The organism is Martinezella rhizogenes (assembly GCF_007002745.1).
Lineage (GTDB): Bacteria > Pseudomonadota > Alphaproteobacteria > Rhizobiales > Rhizobiaceae > Agrobacterium > Agrobacterium cucumeris.
Map to the genome: position 1 here is coordinate 93,432 of NZ_SGNY01000013.1, position 15,258 is coordinate 108,689.

18 protein-coding genes and 2 pseudogenes are annotated in these 15,258 nt (G+C 60.6%); 5 read left to right on the forward strand and 15 right to left on the reverse strand.

Annotated elements, in window-relative coordinates; translation table 11 throughout:
* Positions 1 to 46 precede the first annotated feature (46 nt).
* Positions 47 to 463, forward strand: coding sequence for a helix-turn-helix domain-containing protein (locus EXN68_RS28150; RefSeq protein WP_309546944.1), 417 nt, complete (start codon positions 47 to 49; stop codon positions 461 to 463).
* 109 nt (positions 464 to 572) lie between these two features.
* Here the strand turns inward: EXN68_RS28150 and EXN68_RS26040 are convergent, their stop codons facing one another.
* Positions 573 to 1,460 (reverse strand): NmrA/HSCARG family protein, encoded by an 888-nt coding sequence (locus EXN68_RS26040; protein ID WP_142843496.1) that lies wholly within the window; start codon positions 1,458 to 1,460, stop codon positions 573 to 575.
* 99 nt (positions 1,461 to 1,559) lie between these two features.
* On the opposite strand from EXN68_RS26040, the gene EXN68_RS26045 reads away from it, so the two are divergent.
* Positions 1,560 to 1,964: a winged helix-turn-helix transcriptional regulator gene (locus EXN68_RS26045; RefSeq protein ID WP_142843497.1), complete on the forward strand. Its 405-nt coding sequence runs from the start codon at positions 1,560 to 1,562 to the stop codon at positions 1,962 to 1,964.
* 73 nt (positions 1,965 to 2,037) lie between these two features.
* Here the strand turns inward: EXN68_RS26045 and EXN68_RS26050 are convergent, their stop codons facing one another.
* The 3 genes from EXN68_RS26050 to EXN68_RS26060 form a co-directional block, all read right to left on the reverse strand.
* Complete coding sequence (locus EXN68_RS26050) at positions 2,038 to 2,295, reverse strand: hypothetical protein (protein WP_142843498.1); 258 nt, start codon at positions 2,293 to 2,295, stop codon at positions 2,038 to 2,040.
* 884 nt (positions 2,296 to 3,179) lie between these two features.
* On the reverse strand, positions 3,180 to 3,503 hold the full coding sequence (locus EXN68_RS26055; RefSeq protein WP_142843499.1) for a hypothetical protein: 324 nt from the start codon (positions 3,501 to 3,503) through the stop codon (positions 3,180 to 3,182).
* A 395-nt stretch (positions 3,504 to 3,898) separates the two neighbouring features.
* Positions 3,899 to 4,333 (reverse strand): DUF3846 domain-containing protein, encoded by a 435-nt coding sequence (locus EXN68_RS26060; RefSeq protein WP_142843500.1) that lies wholly within the window; start codon positions 4,331 to 4,333, stop codon positions 3,899 to 3,901.
* A 616-nt stretch (positions 4,334 to 4,949) separates the two neighbouring features.
* On the opposite strand from EXN68_RS26060, the pseudogene EXN68_RS27995 reads away from it, so the two are divergent.
* Positions 4,950 to 5,348, forward strand: a pseudogene (locus EXN68_RS27995) (thermonuclease family protein).
* A gap of 156 nt (positions 5,349 to 5,504) precedes the next feature.
* Positions 5,505 to 5,618 (forward strand): annotated as a pseudogene (locus EXN68_RS28230) (WGR domain-containing protein); the annotation flags it as partial.
* 636 nt (positions 5,619 to 6,254) lie between these two features.
* On the opposite strand, the gene EXN68_RS27780 reads toward EXN68_RS28230, so the two are convergent.
* Positions 6,255 to 6,425, reverse strand: coding sequence for a hypothetical protein (locus EXN68_RS27780; RefSeq protein ID WP_011982966.1), 171 nt, complete (start codon positions 6,423 to 6,425; stop codon positions 6,255 to 6,257).
* 472 nt (positions 6,426 to 6,897) lie between these two features.
* Between EXN68_RS27780 and EXN68_RS26075 the strand changes: the two genes are divergently transcribed.
* Positions 6,898 to 7,176: an HU family DNA-binding protein gene (locus EXN68_RS26075; protein ID WP_142843502.1), complete on the forward strand. Its 279-nt coding sequence runs from the start codon at positions 6,898 to 6,900 to the stop codon at positions 7,174 to 7,176.
* Between the two features lie 110 nt (positions 7,177 to 7,286).
* Here EXN68_RS26075 and EXN68_RS26080 read toward each other — a convergent pair whose 3' ends face one another.
* The 10 genes from EXN68_RS26080 to EXN68_RS26125 form a co-directional block, all read right to left on the reverse strand.
* Positions 7,287 to 7,601 carry a DUF736 domain-containing protein gene (locus EXN68_RS26080; RefSeq protein WP_142843503.1) on the reverse strand — a complete coding sequence of 105 codons (315 nt, stop codon included), beginning with the start codon at positions 7,599 to 7,601 and terminating at the stop codon, positions 7,287 to 7,289.
* A 712-nt stretch (positions 7,602 to 8,313) separates the two neighbouring features.
* The gene (locus tag EXN68_RS26085) at positions 8,314 to 9,291 is read right to left on the reverse strand and encodes a hypothetical protein (protein WP_161991485.1); all 978 of its coding nucleotides are present in this window, start codon (positions 9,289 to 9,291) and stop codon (positions 8,314 to 8,316) included.
* On the reverse strand, positions 9,288 to 9,911 hold the full coding sequence (locus EXN68_RS26090; protein WP_142843504.1) for an RES family NAD+ phosphorylase: 624 nt from the start codon (positions 9,909 to 9,911) through the stop codon (positions 9,288 to 9,290). The genes EXN68_RS26085 and EXN68_RS26090 overlap by 4 nt, the downstream gene beginning before the upstream one ends.
* Positions 9,883 to 10,599 (reverse strand): antitoxin Xre/MbcA/ParS-like domain-containing protein, encoded by a 717-nt coding sequence (locus EXN68_RS26095; protein ID WP_142843505.1) that lies wholly within the window; start codon positions 10,597 to 10,599, stop codon positions 9,883 to 9,885. The genes EXN68_RS26090 and EXN68_RS26095 overlap by 29 nt, the downstream gene beginning before the upstream one ends.
* Before the next feature lie 128 nt (positions 10,600 to 10,727).
* On the reverse strand, positions 10,728 to 11,654 hold the full coding sequence (locus EXN68_RS26100) for an ArdC family protein (protein WP_142843506.1): 927 nt from the start codon (positions 11,652 to 11,654) through the stop codon (positions 10,728 to 10,730).
* A gap of 251 nt (positions 11,655 to 11,905) precedes the next feature.
* On the reverse strand, positions 11,906 to 12,364 hold the full coding sequence (locus EXN68_RS26105) for a ProQ/FinO family protein (RefSeq protein ID WP_142843507.1): 459 nt from the start codon (positions 12,362 to 12,364) through the stop codon (positions 11,906 to 11,908).
* Positions 12,365 to 12,514: 150 nt separating this feature from the next.
* On the reverse strand, positions 12,515 to 13,114 hold the full coding sequence (locus EXN68_RS26110) for a hypothetical protein (RefSeq protein ID WP_142843508.1): 600 nt from the start codon (positions 13,112 to 13,114) through the stop codon (positions 12,515 to 12,517).
* A gap of 410 nt (positions 13,115 to 13,524) precedes the next feature.
* The gene (locus EXN68_RS26115) at positions 13,525 to 13,860 is read right to left on the reverse strand and encodes a hypothetical protein (RefSeq protein WP_142843509.1); all 336 of its coding nucleotides are present in this window, start codon (positions 13,858 to 13,860) and stop codon (positions 13,525 to 13,527) included.
* Positions 13,857 to 14,744: a DUF7007 domain-containing protein gene (locus EXN68_RS26120; RefSeq protein ID WP_142843510.1), complete on the reverse strand. Its 888-nt coding sequence runs from the start codon at positions 14,742 to 14,744 to the stop codon at positions 13,857 to 13,859. The genes EXN68_RS26115 and EXN68_RS26120 overlap by 4 nt, the downstream gene beginning before the upstream one ends.
* Entirely contained in the window at positions 14,741 to 15,217 is a 477-nt protein-coding gene (locus tag EXN68_RS26125; protein WP_142843511.1) for a hypothetical protein, read from the reverse strand. Before EXN68_RS26125 ends, EXN68_RS26120 begins: the two co-directional genes overlap by 4 nt.
* Between the last annotated feature and the right edge of the window lie 41 nt (positions 15,218 to 15,258).

Below are 15,258 nucleotides of genomic sequence, written 5' to 3' on the forward strand. Positions count from 1 at the left end.
CAGGCGCGCCTGACCGCACTCGTACAGCAGGCCGGCCAAGGGGATCGTGCTCGAAAGGCAGCTGCAACTTCTCTTGATCGAGACGTTGCGCTCGGATGCCGCCGGGGTGGAAACACCCGGCCTGTTGCGGGGCCTTGCCGACAAGAGCCTCGGCCCGGTCATCCGTCAGATGCACCAGGATCCCGCCAAAGCCTGGACGGTTGAAGAACTGGCATCCACTGCGATGCTGTCACGGTCGGTGTTCTTCGACAGGTTTCAAAAGCAGACTGGCATGGCGCCCATGGAATATCTGCTGTCCTGGCGGATGGCACTGGCCAAGGACATGCTTCGTCGCAAGGACGGAGGAATGAAAGAGATCGCCAGACGGATTGGCTACGGCTCGGCAAGCGCTTTCAGCTTTGCCTTCTCCCGCTTTGTCGGCGTCTCACCGAGCCAGTACGGGCAAGATCCAGAGGGTGTTTAAACGTTCCGTTGATGCCGATGTGGACGATCTGGAAGCATGGCTGCATCCCTGCTTGAGCGACCGCAGAGACCAGTGCGGCCCGCATGTTCTTGTTAAAGCTGGCGTAGTCTCAGGAGACCGATGCCGACAATGCTTCATCAAGATGCTTGCGCCCATTGCCAGCAAGCCAGGCCCTGAGAGTGAGTAGATCGGGGTTGATGTCACGCATCACTTCCAAATCCACGCGCTCGGCGAGCGGTCCGTCTTCCAGGCTCTTTGCCATATGCGCCAGATCAGCGTTTGCAGCCAGAATGTCTTCAGGAAGCCGTTCATAGATTATCGGGCGACCGGCTGCTTCACTGAGGGCGACCTCAAGCTCGCACCCGGTCAATCGGTCGCTTGCGATCTTAAGCGTCGCGCCGCCAAAGCGGGATTTGTCGGCAAGCACGGCAGCAACGAACCGGCCGATGTCTTCCACGGCGATTAGCTGAATGGAATGATCCGGTCGGATCAGGGAAACCAAACGGCCCTCATCCAGACCGAAGCCGGGTCGTAAGAGCATTTCCATGAAAATCATCGGCCGGATGATGGTGGTCGTCATGTCGAGTTGTCGAACATGGGCTTCGATACGGGGCTTGGCGTCGAAACGCGGAACACCTGTCAGATCATTCCCCACGCTGGCGCCCGATGAATAAACAAAATGATTGATATCGGCTTCGGCAGCTATATCTGCAATCGATATACCATAACGAGTTTCGTCCTCGGCTGCCAGGTTTGCTGGCAACGCACTGAAGACACCATAGGCGCCTTTCATCGCCGAGCGGATAACATCGGCTTCTTCAAATGAACCCTGTACAAGCTCGACGCCTGCATTCCGCAATTGCACAGATGCAGCTTTGCTCAAATCCTGAACGAGCGCGCGAACGGGCCATCCCGCCTTCAATAAAGCATTGGCGACAGATCCTCCCTGTCTTCCGGTAGCGCCGAAAACCAGAATGGGGTGCTTGCTATTGGTCACTTGAAACCCTCGCGTTAAAACAAGGACCATCTATATATACGGATGTAATTTTGCCGGAAGACGGCACATTTTTCAGCATCAGGCACAGGGACGATACCCTTGGAAGAACAGATCGATGTCGGCCCATCGCGCGGATCAGAAGACGACAGACAGTTCAGGCCCATCCCGTCAAACGGGGTATGCAGCCTGCTGAGCGACAAATGGACTGTGCCGGTTCTTTGGCGTCTTTCTCTCGCGGAAGGTCATCGGCTCCGCTTTTCGACCTTGAGAAAAGAGGTCGGTGAGATCACCCAGCGCATGCTGACACTCACGCTGCGCAATCTCGAGCGCGACGGCTTTGTTGTGCGTCACTATTTTCCCGAAGTGCCGCCGCGTGTCGAGTACGAACTGACAGAGATCGCCCATGGAGCTTTGCGCGCCCTCGAGGGATTTAACTTCTGGGTTCACGACAATCTGGACACCATCAAGGCGCGCCGGAGCGCTTACGACCGGGCAGAGTCTTAGACCAGATCCCCGAGAAGAGCTGAGGTGGAGAGGCCGCGTCAGGTAACCGTTTCGCCACGCCCGCTTTCCGCGCTCAACGGCTGCGTTCAAAATCGCAAGCCGCATTTTGTGATCTCTCGCTGTCGATCGTTCCGGCTGAGATGTTTAGGCCCGTCGTATCAAAACGACGGTTCGCCGATTGACGGATTTGCCGATAAGAGCATTCGCCGGTTTGCTCAATGACAGAACAACCTGTTGGCGGTTTCACCTCTTCGGCCAACCGGTGTTTCACCGCTTTTCCGCTTCGCTGATCCACCGCTTCTCCGGTTGGCGTAAACACCGATTCGCTCATTCACCGACTTGCCCAATCACGGATTCGCCTGTTTGCGTATGCACCGGGTGACTGCTTCACCTATTCGGCGAATAGGTGTTGCGTCATTTCGCCGATACGCGGCGTTGCCGATTTACCTATTCACCCAAAGACCCAGACACTCATTCGCTTACTTGCGGATACACTCACTCGGCAAAACACCCATTCGCACCATCGCTGATACGCTGATACGCTGATACGCTGATACGCTTGACCACTTATTCACTGAACCGCGCAATCACCAATTACCGAAGTCAGGGAATATCTTCAGCCTGATGGAGGCTGCCCGGTCTCTCTGACGACCATCGCCCCTCGGGCGAAACGGCTAATGGTATACCATTAGCCTATCCTGCCATCTTCCACCACCATGTCCGGACTACGTGCCCGACCCGCCAAAGCTGTTGCGAGTCGTCAGACGATGGAACAGCGATCACAGGTGTACCACCTGTGATCCGCGGAGGAGGAATAGCACGTAGTCCGGACATGGTGGTGGAAGATGTTGAAGCGAGCCGCCCTCGGGAGCAGTCGGGATGCCCGTGACCGAAGGGAACGGACATCGATGACATGCGAACGACGGGTCGGCGAGCGCACCGCAGGAGAGGATGATCGTCTGGAGCGGATGCCTGAAGCATGAGGGCGCAGCGCAGGACGATCATCCTCTCCGTATTGTTTGGGGAAGTCGCGGCAGCGTCCGTTTACCGGCCCGAACGGCCGGGCGGGGCTCGCCCCGCACCGCAGGGAGAGGGGTGTTTGAGGGGAGAGGCGGCAAGTCTCTCCCCTCAAGACCGCGCGCAGGCTCGATGCCGGCAAGCGGTCAGGACCACGCGGAAAGACGAGAGGCAACCGTGCCGCCTCTCGTCTGCATTTCAGTCGGTCCCCAGTTCGCGGATCACGGCGGCGACAGGCCAGTCGCCGAAATGGGTCCGGCGTTGGGCAACGAGGATGTCAACGGCCGTCTCATTGGCCTCGATGGCTCGGATTGCCTCATCCATATCGTCATAGGGGCCGAGATTTTCGACCGGCTCATAGTCGCCATAGTCTTCGTCCCAGCCGCCGGCGATGTATTGCTGCGCGTTTGTGACACGCACCAGTGCCCGTTCAGCCGCGTGGATGAGACGGAACCCCTCGGTACGCTGCCGCCAGTATTCCGGGCTTCCACCATCGATATATTTGATCTTGCGCTGTGTCATAAGAAGTCTCCTTTCGTTTTCTGACGGAAGGAGGCCGCACGATAGCCGCGAGGGGTCAGGGATCGCGGCACGCGACCGCCGGAGGCGGCAAGCGGGGGAGCCGATTTTCTGATGGCGCCATAGGCGACGGCTGAAAATTGGGGGAACCGCGCAGTCCTTGACGCCGGAGTGGCGGGTGCAAAATGGGAAGTCAGAGAAGAAGAGCCCACGGCGCCAAAGGCGCCGTGTCCGTGTGGAGGGAGAGTGTGAGAGGGCCAGGCCCTCTTTCCGTCGGGCGGGCCGGTCGATCCGGACCACCCGGCGAAGCTGCGACGACAGGGCCGCAACATCCGAAGCTCCATAGCGCCTAGGACAGAGTGAACCGGGACGGGATTGCCCGCCCCCTTCTGCCGCCGTCACGCCGTGGCGATCACGGCCGGATTGGCGGCCTTCAACGTGGCGGTAAAACCGCTGACGCGGCTACCGAAGACATGCGGCCCGCTGATTGCTTCGAAAGTCGGTGATAGAACCGGGAACCGGATCGTCAGGATCGCGGCAAAATCCTCGATGGGCCGTTTCGGTGATACGGTTTCGCCAAACTGGTCGGTGCCGACGATGAGGAGGTTCCCGGCCAGCGGACTTGCATAGTCGGCAACCTCGGTGAAGCATGGGATCTCGTCCATCAGACCGTTGTCGTCAACGATAATGCAATGGTTCCGGTCGATCCGCACCATGTCGATGAGGTTGCATCCGATATGACGGCGAATGTCGGCAAGGCTGTTTGCCGGATCGATCGTCACCATGCGGATGCTGCGGGTTTCGACTTCGACAAGATAGGCATTGAGGGTCATTTTGAAGCTCCTTCGGTTCGCGAAGCGAAGGGCCTTTGGTCAGGAAGCAGGCCCCGCTCCTGCTTCCCGAGTGCGCGCGGAGCGGCGGGTGAGAGGGGGGCAAGGCGCAGTCGCCGGAGGGGGATCACCCGTCCTGCACAAGCAGGGCGCGGAAGGACGGGGAGACCGGCGCCTGCACCTTGCTGGGGAGAGAGGGCGGCGCCCTCTTTTCCCGACCAGACCAGGCTGAATCGCCGGAGGCGATTGCCATCTGCGGCGCAGCCGCGCGAGTGGATCGTCACCGGGATCGGCGGAGACCGCCTGCGGGCTCCGTTCGCGCAGCGAATAGAGCCGTCCGCGAAGCGGCTCGCCCTGAATGCCCTTTCATTCTGTTGATATTCGGATAAGGCGGGAAACAAGAACAGATTGCGAGGACCGGCAGGCATTGAACAAGATCGTCAAGCTCGATGAAGAGCGAAGCAAACGAACTGACAAGCGGAAACCAGCCGCCACGGCTGAAAGAAGACCGCCGAAACGGCCGAGGTGGAAACCCAGCCGCATCCGACCCAGCATCATTGTATTGGCGACCATCATCGCTTTGGTGGTGCTTGGTGGATATCTGGTTGCGACGCAGGACATCACCGCTGATCTCGGACCGCCTATGGCCGCAGAGGCAGGCGATCCGATTTTGGTTCGCTTTGGCATCTGTCCGGATGGACTGCACCGCGACTGCGTGGTCGACGGCGACACGTTCTGGCTTGGTGATCAGAAGATCAGGATTGCGGATATCGACACGCCGGAGCTCAGCCCGCCGCGGTGCGAGGCGGAAAGGATCAAGGGCGAGGCGGCGAAGATACGTTTGCTCGACCTCCTCAATGGCGGGGCATTTTCGCTTGTGGCGGGTGATCGGGACGAGGACCGATATGGCCGGAAATAGCGCAGGGTTGTCCGCGACGGACGGTCCATTGGCGAGATCCTCGTTTCTGAAGGCTTAGCGCGGCGCTGGGACGGCGCGCGCCATCCCTGGTGCGGTTGATCCATCACCGTTATGAATCGGTCGAGCTACACCGATTCAAATCTCTGGTTGGACGCGGTATCGGCAATCGACGATTCTGTCGTCATGATTGCGCAGCCCTATCAGCTTTATATCGAACGCAAGGACGCCTCGATGAACATGGCGCGTTACTATGCCATGGATATCTCGGAAACCCTGTTTGGAGAGACCCTGCTGACGCGCCGCTGGGGACGCATCGGCGCGCGCGGCCAGTCGAAGGCGCATATCTTCCGGCGTGAAGAGGAGGCGGTGCTGCTGTTTCTCGATCTCGTTCGCCAGAAGCGGGCACGCGGCTATGGCCCGGCTGGACAGCAGATGGAACGAGGCCCGCGCGGGCGGGCCTCGACAGGCGCCTTATCGGCGCCGGTTCCAGTTCGTCTCGAAGGCGATCTCGATCTCGACGAAGAACGGGATCTTGATTGCGAGCTTGAGGCCGAGTTTTCCTTTGCGAAAGAAATGGCCGGCGACTTTGCCGAGTGCGCGGAGCCGGCGACCGGTGGCGGTAAGGAATTGGGCGAGTTGGCGCATGAAGTTTACTCCTTTCGATAACGTGTCATTGCGGGGATAGGCGGCGGCCCGGAAAGGCGTGCTGCACCCGAAAGGGCCGCAGCGTATGCGGAGGACCTGCCGGCGACGGAATTTTGCGGTGCGAGGAGCCAAAGGCTGAGGAAAATTCTGTTGACGGCAGGTTGCGGTACGACGACCGGGCTGCAACATCCCCGATGCCGATGACAGGGGATCGAAAGGAAGGACGCGGCATACTTCCCCGATCTCTTCCGGTGAGATGCAGGCTGCGGTGTCGATGTGATCGGTGGCGATGCGGAGCGTCGGGCCCTGGCCGCCGGTCGATCCGGCGGGCTGGGCCAGCAACTGCGGCCGAAGCCTCCGTCAGAACGGAGGCTCCGAGGAATGGCTGCCGTCCTGTTCGGCAAGCGCGGCGGCCAATTCGGCCTGGGCGAGTTCGAGCTCGGCCTTGATCTGGCGGCGCTCGGCGGCATCGACTACGGCCCGCATCTCGGCGCGCAACTCTTCAACCTGGATTTCGAGGGCATAGGTCATCGTCGTCTCCTTGACGTTTGTGAAAGACGAGGACCAGCGGCGTGAGGGGATGGCGGGGTCAAGGATCGCGGCACGCGACCGGCGGAGCCGGCGTATGGGGGAGCCGATTTTCTGACCCGGCCCTTCGGGACGGGGCTGAAAATTGGAGGAACCATGCGTCCTTGAAGCCGGCATTTCCGAACGGCACAATGGGACGATCTGAGCAGACCCCACCTCTCCGTATGGCACCGGCAAGATGCAGGCGGGTTGGATGCCCGCCTGCGTCTCATTGGATTGGGAGGGACCGGACGTGTTCACCGGCATTCTACCATCGGGCACGGGGAGATCGCGCGTGGGGGCTGAAAAGCGCCCATTGAACGCATGATTCCTGTGGTTTTCGAGACTTTTTGGGCACATACGGAAGTATCGCCCCTATCGTTGCCACATCTTCAACATCATACCGGATGGGTCAAACACGAGGAGCAGTTATATTATGACCACGACGAATGAAATTGCGGACAAGATTGCATCCGAGCAAAACCTGAGCAAGACGCAGGCCAAGGCGATTGTCGAGAGCGTATTCCGGCAGATCACTGAGGCGGCGCTGGCCGGTGCTGAAACATCCATCCCGAGCTTTGGCAAATTCAAGCTCAAGGAAACCCCGGAGCGCGAAGGCCGCAATCCTGCAACCGGCGCGACGATCAAGATCGCGGCTGCGAAGAAGCTGACCTTCACGCCGGGCAAAGCCTTGAAAGACTCGCTCAACGCCTGACCCATCCTCATAGCAATAGCACAGCCGGATCCGGAGCGCTGCCCGGGTCCGGCTTTGTTGTTTTCGGGTGAACGACCCCGCCTTGCGGCGGGGCCATCCGGAGATCCCGGTCATGCGACCTCGCGGTTCGGACGGGACCAGACGAGGACGTAGTCGCCTTCCTTCTCAGTCGGCCACAGGGCGGCGTTGATCGGAGCGTTGAAGCTCGGATCGTCGAGCTTGAGGGAGATGTAGGGCTCGCCGTTGGCCGAGACTGAATTCCAGCCGGCGCCCACTTCGGCAGCGCCCGAGGTGACGCGGAAGTCCGGGGCATCGCGGGAGACGCGCTCGATGGGATTGAGGCGGGCCTTCATTGCGACGGTCAGGGTGCGAACGTTGCCGCTGATGGTGTTGCCGTTTGAGGTGAATTCGCCGATGACTGCCATTGTCGTGATCCTTTCGGGTTGATCAGGCCGCGACCATCGCGTCCTCGATGACTGTCGAATGGATCGGGGACGATCGGACCGCATCCCGAAGGGACCGCAATGCAATGGAGGGCGGCCCAGAGACGACTTTCTTGGCCCGCGAGGAATGCGGACGAAGTTCGCAGGGGAAGAAAGTTGGCGATGCCGTTGCGGGAGAACGATCGAGGCGCAGCCGTTCTTCGATCAGACATGTCAAATCAAGGCCGTGTTGGCCGCGCCCATATTCCAGGTCCGAACGGATGACGTCATTGGCCCCACCCAATCGTCGGGGGAATTTGCCGTCTGATAACGGCTGGCCTCGAAAATGTCTTCCGAGTCTCTTCGTCAATGGTGGCTTGTGTTCCGATCGGCCGCATATTGCCGTTGCTTGACCATCGTCGCCACGAACGGCCTGCTTATGCAGCGCGCCTGATGTCAGCCGCGGCACGCCGGCTCTATATCGTGCATGGCAGGAAATGTCGGCCGCTGACCCCGAACCGGTCAAGGCGCGCGAACCTGGTAACGATTTGAGCGCGGCGCCTTTTCTACGGCATCACATCCCGGTCGACTGGTGGGCATGCCAGGTTACCGAGGTGCGCGCCAGGAAACGGATGGTCACCATGGACGCGTGGTCAATCACCGTAAGTTCCGCTTTAAGCGGCGTGATCGCTGTGCCCTTCACTGGCACTTCAATTCAGCTACGCGATCGGAAGCGAGGGCGACGGTCGATCAGGAGAAGGCCATCTGGTCCCGGCGAAGCCTCCCGGTCTCTGCGGGCGGCGTAGAATTGCGCTTTGTCCTCAAGCATCGCAAACAGTTCATTTATCCGCCGCCTGCGCGCAAATGCGTTTGGGGGTCTTTCGCTGACAAGTGACAGGACTTCCTTGTCGACACCGAGAAAGACACCGTCGTCGATTTCCCGTCCGACGTAACCGGCGCCGACGTCGGCACCAAGCCCCTCCCCGTCCCCATCGAGGAAGAACGCATAGGCTCTGGCGATCGCCTCATGTTCGTCGAAACGGACACTGATGCCTTCACCGCCCTTCGGCGGGTCGACAACCTTTCCTTCCGGTCCCGATGCCTTCATCATGAAGAAGCTCGCGCAACGGGTCGTCGGGGGTCGGCCGTTGATAGAATGGAGTGCCGACACCTGCCCCAGCGCCTTGTTGACCGCTGCAGTGCTTGGCCGTCTTATCCGCCCCTTGCTTTCGAACACATGCCGCTCCGTGCGGCGGATACCAATAAAGTCCGGTCGTGACTTCGGCGCCGGCGGCACCGCGCCGGGTTTCGGCGTAACCGGTGTCGTGGCGGCTCCCCATGTACAGCTTCTCAGACCCGCCACATGAACGAGATACTCGATGTTCATCCGGTCCTGCGCGCACCAATGTGTGAACGCCTCGCCGAACAGGAACGACACGGCCGCCTTCTCGGTCTGCTCCAGATTGCGGAAATAGGTCGTCGTATGGAGATTATGATCAAGATATCCGGTCGCCATGGCAACGAGCATTTCCTCGCGCCAGCGACCGACCGTGCGGATAGCTGCACGCCGGCTCGGATAGCCGACCGTCATTAGAGACCGGATAAAATCCGCTCGGGTGGCCGTCAGGGTCAGTGTCCCGTTGAGGCTGCCGAACCGACCAGAAAACCGTGAGAGCGTGAGGATGCCTGTCATGGAAAGCAGGCACTCCGGACCGAGACACCGATTTCCTTCAACGCAGGCACCAGTCCCGGATGACGCAGAAGTTCGATCGCGGGCGTCGTTGCAAGTTTATGCGTTACCGCGCGGTCATAGACCGCGACACAATAGGCGCTTGTCAGCCGCGATGCATATAACAGCCCGTCCGCGTCAAAGGTCCCATAGACGGCCTCGCTCAGCGCCTGGCCGTCCTTGTGTGTTTTCGCGCGGGCCGCATCGGTGCTGACGCCAAGCCTGAGAAGACCTGTGGTTCTCAGATCGAGGACCGTCAAGGGATCGACTGCCGATACCTCGGCAACCGCCCAGTCCTCAAACTCCGTTTCGTCGAGTACGCGGTCAGTGCTCCCTTCGAAGCGGTCGCGCACGATCGTCTCAGCAATGGCGGTTGCCAGGTCGCGTGCGAGATAGACCAGACGAAAGCGCTTGTGGGGACTGGAAAAGCGGCTATTACCAAAACCCATACCGAGTGGCGTCGCCATATGGCTGCGCGGCAAAACGCGCAGCCAGGCATCGGGCCGAAACGCCAGTGCGAGATCGGCAACGGTTGCAGGATCGAGCTTCACTGTCTCAGCCGAAATCCCGCTCGGCGGCGGCAAGAACCTCGTCCAGACGGTCGCTTTTCATGAGGTCGAGCGGCGTGGCGCCCATCTCTGCTTTTCTCCGGATCAGCCACTGCCATGCGACACGAGGGTTGGCGATGATCCGCGTTACCTGGCCCATGCCCTCAACCGGGCGTCCATCGACGAACTGGGCCAATGGAAAGACGTGCTTGCGCTCACCCTTGAGCAAGCCAATGACCGCGCCACGCCTCTGCCAGTCGTGCAGGGTCGACCGCTTCGTGCCGAACGTCTTTTCGATCTCGGCCGGTCCCGCAACGGGACCAGCCCAGTCTTCCAGACGCATTGGCTCTGCGAAGGCTGCAAGGCGGCGCCTTCCTTCATTGAGATCGATTGGTGCGGGAAGACCGGCACCCTGACTGACCTCGATCGGCTTGCCAACCGCAAGCGGCTTCAGGCGGGCGCCGGTGTCTGACACAAGGCCAGCGACAGCGACCTCGACGGCTTGCGCCAGCTCAAGTTCGTCGGCAACGATCCGGCGTTGCTGATCGGCGGCGAGCCGCGCGGTTGCCGCGGTGACGGCGGCGACGACACGCCCCGTCGCGGCAAGCGCTGTCTTGGAAAGACGTGGGTTATGACGGGCAAGGACCTCGACGACATCGGCAATGGCCGCCGGGTTCAACCCGGACAGGCTGGTTGCAGACGATCTTCTGACGGATGTGACCATGTTCGAGCTCCTATCATCGACGTCGAAAGATAGTACAAATTGTCCGGAATGTCCAGATTACCGGAAACACTTTATGGCATTTGATCGCCAGGCAAGCAAGGATTCGGAGTCTGGCGGACGAAGCGCAACTATGCAGCCTCCTTTGTTTGAAATGTGCCCGGCTGGAGACTGTGCAGATAGGCAATCGCGCGCTGTGCGTGGGCTGCCGCCTGAAAGATCGCACGTTTATCACCGCCCAACACATTCAACCATGAATTGAGGTAACTTGCATGATCCGGTCGGGGCTCCATCTCGGGTGATATTCCGAGGTCTGCGGCTAAAAAAACGCTTCCAAGTTCGGCAATTAGCTCTTCCCGGCTTCGTTCGGACTTGTCCTTTGCGTAGCGTGAGAGGTCACGTCCAACGCGGTGGGCACTCGCCGTCCAATGGGTCGCTTCGTGACTCAGGGTTGCATAATAACTCGCTGCGTCCTTGAAGGACTCAAAGGGCGGCATCTGGATGAAGTCCTGGCCCGGCGAGAAGTAAGCCTGAGTGCCACCATGCCGGATGATCGCCCCCGTGTTGCGAAAAAAGCGGTCGGCATGCTCGATCCGCGCGACCGGATCGATCTTGGGTACCGGGCGATGGTAATAGTGGTCCGGCAGACCGTCGATTTGTTCGACGTTAAAAACGCTGTAGGCTTTCAGGAAGGGTATTTCCCGGTCGACCTCGCCACCTTCGCCATCATCTTCCGACTTGGTGAACCGGCTGGCAAAGACAACGGTCGAGCCGCTTTCACCTTTGCGGACGGCTGCATCCAGCTGCAAGGCCTGTTTGAAAGTCATCCATATCGGCGAGGAAAATCCTCTAGCCATACCTTCCGACCACAAAAGCAGAACGTTTACACCAGAGTATGATTGTCCGTTATTACGAAGTGGCCGTGTCACCCGGCCGGTCGCATTGCTGGCGCTCCACGGCTGTATCCAGGGACGCACGCCTTTTTCGAGTTCGGCAATGATCCGGTCCGTGATCCTGGCGTATAGATCGGCTTTGGCGCCCTGTTCTTTCCTGCTCATTTTTCTAACCTCCATTCAGGAGGCCGCACCTGCTGCGGCCCCGTCGCGGAGGGACGAATGCAGGAGATGTAAGGGGGCAGGCCGCACCGGAACGGCCGCAACGAAGCGCAGGACGGCGCAGCCGTTGCGGCATGCCGCCGGCTCCTGCAGGACCGACAGCCAGGACGGGCCGTAGCGGGCGCTGGCGATCAGAACTTCATAACGCGGAAAAAACGGCCGGAGGGGGAACGGGTCAGCCCCGGCAAATCCGGTCAGTTGTTCTCGCCGGAGCGGCTTTCGGATTGCTCGCCACCTGGGCCGCCCGCGCTTGCGTTCTGCGATTTCCGTTGCAGCCGGATCTCGGCGACACGGATTTGCGCCGCCATTTTGTCCTCCGGACTGACCTGATTAACACGGTGGCCTTCTATATCGTGGCGCATGGCATCCGGCTGCGCCAATGCCAGAAGGTAGCTTTTCGTCGATGCATAAGCGGATATCGCCCGGCGAAGGCGAATTTTTGCGATCCCGGGCTCAAGACGGGCGCTGAACGATGCGAATAGTCCGATCTCGAAAGGCAAGACGGGATCGGTATCCTTCACGGGAAGGACCGGCGCCGGTTCCGTCAGCAATTCATTGATCGCAGCGGCCTTACGCAGATCGTGGACACTGGCCGGGATCGGTCCTTGCGAAGTGCTCCAGGGCTTTACGTTCGGGATCGGTTTGCTGTCCATTTCGTCCTCAAGAATGAAGTCGTCAATGTCGATATAGATAGATGAGGGTAACGATTAAAAGCACACATGCGGAAAAAGCGCCGTAAGCGCTTGAGCGGGTTGCGTCTCGACATGGGAAAAGGCGGGGCCGAAGCCCCGCCTGCGGGCGGCTCAACCAAGAGCGTCCATCTGCGCGTCGGCCGCCTTGCGGTCGAGGGAATGGCCGGGGTTTTCGACCGGCCGATCGAATGGCTTCCAGGCCTCACCGACAACCTGCTCGTAGGCTGCGACGGCCCCTTCGGCCGCCATGCGAAGCGCGTGGGACTGGATGCCCATGTCGGCGGCGAACTCGCGTTTGCGCTGTGCGGTACTGTCATATCCGACCGGGCCATCGAGATCCTCATCGCGGGCGTCGTTGGCGGCCTTGGCCGTGGCGTCGCGCGCTTCGGAAACGGCTCGACTGTAGAACTGCCCCGCTCCATGGGCGGATCCGACATAAGCTCCGACGACGCGCTGGAGATGGATCTGCATCGCCCTCTCGCCAAGGCCTTCTGAAAGGCTGTCGGCGGTCTCGATGATCAGTCGCTCATGCAGTTCGCGAATGCCATCGCTGTCAACCACCGCGGTACCGAAGCTCTCGGCGATCTTGAGCGCCTGTGCAATATCGGGGCAAGTGAGCCGGACCATTTCGAGGGTCGCGCCTTTGCGGAGCTGGACGACACGGGCCGACGGACGGGCGGACTGACGGGAGGGGGTTGCGGACTTGGCCATGTTGGTTTCCTTCTCGGGTTTTCCTCCGGGGACCCGAAGCGGCCCCTTGCCGCTCCGTCCCTCGGGTGCGGTCCAGAAAAGCCGGCGGAATGACGGTTGCTTCAGGGTCCGGGGCAGCCATGACGAGCAGCATCGGCTTGCGGCCAAGCGGGGCTCTGCCCTGTGCGGGACGCGGGCTGGTGATGAGAGGCAGGCTGTTCCGGCCGCCGCGCGGGGCGATAGCGGCCTTGAAGCAAACGGCCGCCGGATTAGACCGCAACACAACCGAGGGGCGGAGCGGCAAGGGGACGAGACCATCATCGGAAACGCGCGGGGGCGGACCCAACCTGAGATCACGTCCCCTCACCTTCCTGGCGATCGCCGCGCCGCGAGCCCGTGTTCTCAGCCGCAATACCCTCCGTTCGGGCCCCTCATGCAGCTTTGCGCCAGACGTCTTCGCCGAGTGTCTGCCGCAGCGTGTGGATGGCTTGCTCCTGACGGGCCAGTCTGCCTGCGAGGCCATCGAGTTCGAACCACCGTTCGAATTGCAGGCGATCGAGATGCGTCTGAAACAACATCTCGTCACTGCGGCTCCATCGCGACCTGGATCGTTTGCGGGCGCGGTGTCTGGCTTTCGTGTTCTGCGTGATCGCGATGCGTTCGGCCCGGCCGGCGATTTGTCGATGCACACGATCGAGGTGATGCCGGGTCTCGCGATGTGCTGCTTCCATTCGGTTCAACAAAGCGCGAGGGTTTGCGGGTTTCATGCGGTCGCCCTCCGCGCATCCCCGCCGATGAAGCTGGAAGGACCGTCATAGAGCTGGTGAAGCGCCTCATCGATGACAAAACCGAATGGACTTCGGGTTCCATAGTCTGGACTGGGTACGAGATAGCGGCGCTCTGCGGCATCGAGGGTGCGCTTGCCGCCAAGCGTGGCGATCACTTCAGTCATACCGTCGTGGTGGCTGGAAAGGATCGCCGAAATGACCACCCAGTCGCCGACATGGCTCTCATCGAAAAGCCGGCGGGCCTTGGTCCAGGATTCAGCGGGGTCAAGGACACAGCCGTGGATCGTCTCCCAGGCATCCGGCCATGTATTGCGGATCGTATCACAGGCGATCCGGTGTTCGTAGGTGGTGAACAGATCCGGGAATGTCAGCGCGACGATGGCCCATTCGGCATCTTCTTCGTACCATCGGCATGCCTTGCGTAGCGCCGGGTGGATCCGCAGATTGCGTTCGGTCGACAGCTGAAATCCACCGTGACCGGCCGTCACGTGCGCCGTCACACCCTCGCCGTAGACTGTCGCCATTTGCGAGGTGCCCCATGGCGTGCTGCAAGCGGTCCGCTTCTGGACACGCGTGAGGGCGGATAGCTCACGACGATGCTGTGCTGTTTCCAACACCCGATCACGGAACGCCTCCTCATTGGCCAGCCGACCTTCGTGCCCGTAAAAATCCCCGCGCTTTAAAGCGGTGAGCGGCCTTGAAACCCGCCAGGCACTGGCGAGAAAGCCGCCACCGTCGGCAAACGGGAGCATGGCAAGTGTGATGTCGTCGATGCGGGCGACCGGAAAGTCCTCGGCGTTGCGCGCGAACTGAACCCCTGAAAATTCAGGGGTATCGGTTTCGTCAGGAATGATCGATTTCATCGGACCGTTCTCCCTTCTATCCTGTCGGCCGCGACTTCGTCCGCCGTCACCTCGACAATGACCGTTGGACGGAAACCGCAGATCGTCACCCATTTCTCGGCATCAACCTGGTTGCAGGCGAGGTGGAGAAGTTCGGCATCGTCGCCGCAATGATCGAGGACACGGACGGAGCCGGCCTCCGGCCGGGAGATCACTGTGAAGCTGAACTCACTGTCGACGGAAAATGTGCGGAAATCCGGGCCGATGACATCGCCGAGATCGTCAATTCCGTCGGTGGTCACCTTGAAACTGGCGGGGATGAGCGACTGCCCCATGACAGAATGGCAGAGTTTTCGGACGAGCCGACCCTCGGCGTTGTCGCGCCGCCACTGGGCGCTGGCCCTGATGCAGTCCCTCGGGGGACGGGGCTTGCCGTTCTTCCAGGAAACGATCGAGCCGAGCGGCGCCCGTTCGAAAATCATGAGTGCGGACATGGTTGTTCTCCTATTGCGGCGAGTGCTGGAAACGAAAGCGC

Excerpts from the sequence above, each read along its gene's own strand:
- EXN68_RS26050 (WP_142843498.1), bottom strand. The coding sequence starts at position 2,295 with ATGAGCGAATCGGTGTTTACGCCAACCGGAGAAGCGGTGGATCAGCGA.
- EXN68_RS26055 (WP_142843499.1), bottom strand. The coding sequence starts at position 3,503 with ATGACACAGCGCAAGATCAAATATATCGATGGTGGAAGCCCGGAATAC.
- EXN68_RS26060 (WP_142843500.1), bottom strand. The coding sequence starts at position 4,333 with ATGACCCTCAATGCCTATCTTGTCGAAGTCGAAACCCGCAGCATCCGC.
- EXN68_RS27780 (WP_011982966.1), bottom strand. The coding sequence starts at position 6,425 with ATGACCTATGCCCTCGAAATCCAGGTTGAAGAGTTGCGCGCCGAGATG.
- EXN68_RS26075 (WP_142843502.1), top strand. The coding sequence starts at position 6,898 with ATGACCACGACGAATGAAATTGCGGACAAGATTGCATCCGAGCAAAAC.
- EXN68_RS26080 (WP_142843503.1), bottom strand. The coding sequence starts at position 7,601 with ATGGCAGTCATCGGCGAATTCACCTCAAACGGCAACACCATCAGCGGC.
- EXN68_RS26085 (WP_161991485.1), bottom strand. The coding sequence starts at position 9,291 with ATGACAGGCATCCTCACGCTCTCACGGTTTTCTGGTCGGTTCGGCAGC.
- EXN68_RS26095 (WP_142843505.1), bottom strand. The coding sequence starts at position 10,599 with ATGGTCACATCCGTCAGAAGATCGTCTGCAACCAGCCTGTCCGGGTTG.
- EXN68_RS26100 (WP_142843506.1), bottom strand. The coding sequence starts at position 11,654 with ATGAGCAGGAAAGAACAGGGCGCCAAAGCCGATCTATACGCCAGGATC.
- EXN68_RS26105 (WP_142843507.1), bottom strand. The coding sequence starts at position 12,364 with ATGGACAGCAAACCGATCCCGAACGTAAAGCCCTGGAGCACTTCGCAA.
- EXN68_RS26110 (WP_142843508.1), bottom strand. The coding sequence starts at position 13,114 with ATGGCCAAGTCCGCAACCCCCTCCCGTCAGTCCGCCCGTCCGTCGGCC.
- EXN68_RS26115 (WP_142843509.1), bottom strand. The coding sequence starts at position 13,860 with ATGAAACCCGCAAACCCTCGCGCTTTGTTGAACCGAATGGAAGCAGCA.
- EXN68_RS26120 (WP_142843510.1), bottom strand. The coding sequence starts at position 14,744 with ATGAAATCGATCATTCCTGACGAAACCGATACCCCTGAATTTTCAGGG.
- EXN68_RS26125 (WP_142843511.1), bottom strand. The coding sequence starts at position 15,217 with ATGTCCGCACTCATGATTTTCGAACGGGCGCCGCTCGGCTCGATCGTT.